The organism is Campylobacter concisus (assembly GCF_002912895.1).
Taxonomy (GTDB): Bacteria; Campylobacterota; Campylobacteria; order Campylobacterales; family Campylobacteraceae; genus Campylobacter_A; species Campylobacter_A concisus_G.
Window position 1 is genome coordinate 1 of the sequence record NZ_POZX01000079.1, and the last position, 2,879, is coordinate 2,879.

Below are 2,879 nucleotides of genomic sequence, written 5' to 3' on the forward strand. Positions count from 1 at the left end.
GAAAAAGATAGCCTATATGTACCAAAATTTGTTTTTTGAAAATAGATCTAGTATCTCTAAAATATTTTATTTTATGCCGAATAATCAAAATATATTTTTGATAAGCGAAGAATTTTTAAAAGATATTAATGAAGAAAATTATACCGGTAACCGAATTTTTGAAATAGATTTTTCTTCAATAAAACAATTTGAAAGTCACTGCTATAATATAGCATCTATTTGTAACGGCATAGACGTATTGGTTATAAATTTTTGGCAGTTAGGCCTCAGTGAAATAAACTACATGCACGAGAAAATTTTAATGAATACCATAGACTCTGATGTGAGCATACTCTTCGTATCGTCAAAATATAATTTTGATTTTTTTCTAGCAAGCATAGTTCCTAAAATTTTTATGAGGAGAAGCTGCTCTTTTAGACGGGCTTTCATTGTTTCGATTATAAATTATATTTTTAGCGACACAATAAGTATTTTAAACAAAATAGTCCACAAGATAAAAATATGATAATTTTATTGCAAGGGAATATAAGTAGTTACACGCTAGATACATACTTTTATTATTGTGAGAATTTAGGCGAGAGCAATGTATATATATCATGTTGGAGCGATGATTTTGACTCCCTTGAAGACAATAGAAAATATGAAATAAAAAAACAGAATTTGGTTTTAAGCAAGAAGCCAAATCACTCGGGAAGATATAATGTTAATTATCAGTGCTGCTCAACGCTCAATGGGATAAGACATATTGCTAGCATTATAGAAAATGATTTATTTGTTATAAAAACAAGAACAGATCAAAGAGTGGATATAGATTGCTTAAAAATTTCATTTAATGACTTTTTGAAAGCGTCAAAAAAATTCTTTGCGATCGACCTTTTTACCAGGAGATACGTGCCATTTCATTTGGGGGATATGCTAATAGGAATGAAAGTAAAAGATCACCTACTTTATTGGGACTATTTTGATTTAAGATCACACGATCAGTACGAGTTCTGGAAAAACGAGTTAAGTAGGCTTGACTTAAAAAGTAAATTTTTTAACGATACATATGCATGCGCTATTCCCGAGGTGGCGATATTGTTTAATTACCTTAAAAAAACCCGCAATGTCAAGTTTGACGTGAATGAATGGGTAGATTTCTTTAACGATAATGTCTTTTTGACACAAAGTTCAAGAATAAAGCTCAGAAGTTACAAATTTGGCAACCAGCTCATAAATACGAAGAGTCAAATAAACGCCAACTTCTTTTCGCCTAAAAATACATTGGCGTCAACCTTGATAATCGGCTGCGTAAAAGAAAATGAGTATATAAAAAAAATAAAATTACAAAAACTGATAGTTTTAAATTTTACTCTTTATATATTTGATTTTTGTAGGGCTATTTTTGTTTTATTTGGTTTTATAGGTAAAAATGCATTATTTAAATTATATAATATCGTAATTGGTCTTATAAAAAAGGGAATATGATGGCTGTAATCGAATTAAAAAATGTTACGAAGGAATTTAAGATTCGCGAAAGTGTCAGTTTAAAAGAATTTGTAAGAAATTTTTTTAGGTTTAGGACAATAGATCGGATAAGTATAATAAAAAATTGCTCGATGGAGCTTAATAAGGGCGATATAGTAGGCGTTATAGGCAGGAATGGCGTCGGCAAGACAACATTCCTAAGGTTGCTTTGCGGAATTTTATCCCCAAGTAGCGGAAAGATAAAGGTTAATGGTAAAATTGCTCCATTACTTAGTCTAGGGGCATCCTTTAATGAGGAGCTAACTCCGGTGCAGAATATAGAATTATTTAGCATGCTTTTGGATGTGAGGCAAAAAGTAGACATTAACAAGGTTTTTGAGATGGCTCAAATAGATATAAGCTTAAAAAACGAAAAAATGAAATTCTTTTCAAGCGGTATGAAAGCTAAAATTAAATTTATTGCTTCACTATTAAATGATGCAAATATATTGTTATTAGATGAGATATTTGCCGTAGGAGACTACGCCTTTCAACAAAAAGCAAAAGAGTTAATATTAGAACATATGCTTCAAAAAGAATTAGTGGTAATGGTAAGCCATGATCTTGATTTGGTCAAAAATATTTGTAATAAGATTTTGTATATTAAGGAAGATGGAAGCTATGAATATAGCAGCAACATCGAATCTACGATAAAAGGATATTTAGATGAATAATCTCAAAAGTATTTTATTACTAGCAAAATCAAATTTAATTTTACAAAACAAATTAACATTATTCGGCGTTTTTTGGAGTTTTTTGTCTCCGCTTTTGTTTATGTCTATTTATTCTTTTGCATTTAAGGGGATATTTAGGGCACAGATAGACAATTACCCGTTATTTGTGATTTCAACTCTGCTTGCTTGGATGTTTTTTAGTTCCTGTGTTGGAGATACGTCCAATACCATAGTCAATAATAGAAATATATTGATAAATATGCCGATTAATATATCAAAATTTATTTTTTCTAGCGTTCTTGCTAATTATTTTACTTTTGCCATCCATCAAGTAACCTTTTTAATAATATTGGCATATCTTTTTGATTACATTAGCCTTTATTCTATCTTTTGTTTAGTAGTTTTAAATATTGTATTTTTAATTTTTGTTACCAACATATCTATTGTAATAAGCATAATTAAGGTTTATTTTAAAAATATAAGTTATATAATAGATATGTGTTTTACCGCACTTGTTTTTATGTCCCCGGTTTTCTATTCAAAACAGATGCTTCCAAAAGAGTTTGAAATATTATCCGACATAAATCCTTTGTTTATATTTTTTGAGAATTTTAGAAAAATATTCTACGACGGTGAGGCATCATTAGATATAGAATTATTTTATTGCTTTTTTATAAGCTTTGTATTACTGCTTATTTT

4 protein-coding genes are annotated in these 2,879 nt (G+C 29.2%); all 4 read left to right on the plus strand.

The annotated features are described in order from the left end of the window. The coding region (locus CYP51_RS09930; protein ID WP_219809041.1) for a hypothetical protein at positions 1-505 on the plus strand (505 nt) is incomplete at its 5' end. Continuing rightward, positions 502-1,467 carry a hypothetical protein gene (locus tag CYP51_RS09330; RefSeq protein ID WP_103625215.1) on the plus strand — a complete coding sequence of 322 codons (966 nt, stop codon included), beginning with the start codon at positions 502-504 and terminating at the stop codon, positions 1,465-1,467. The genes CYP51_RS09930 and CYP51_RS09330, both read left to right, overlap by 4 nt. Beyond that, positions 1,467-2,180, plus strand: a complete 714-nt coding sequence (locus CYP51_RS09335; RefSeq protein WP_180997765.1) for an ABC transporter ATP-binding protein — start codon at positions 1,467-1,469, stop codon at positions 2,178-2,180. The genes CYP51_RS09330 and CYP51_RS09335 overlap by 1 nt, the downstream gene beginning before the upstream one ends. Beyond that, positions 2,173-2,879 (plus strand): ABC transporter permease (locus CYP51_RS09340; RefSeq protein WP_141089689.1); only part of this gene is annotated, 707 nt, incomplete at its 3' end. The genes CYP51_RS09335 and CYP51_RS09340, both read left to right, overlap by 8 nt.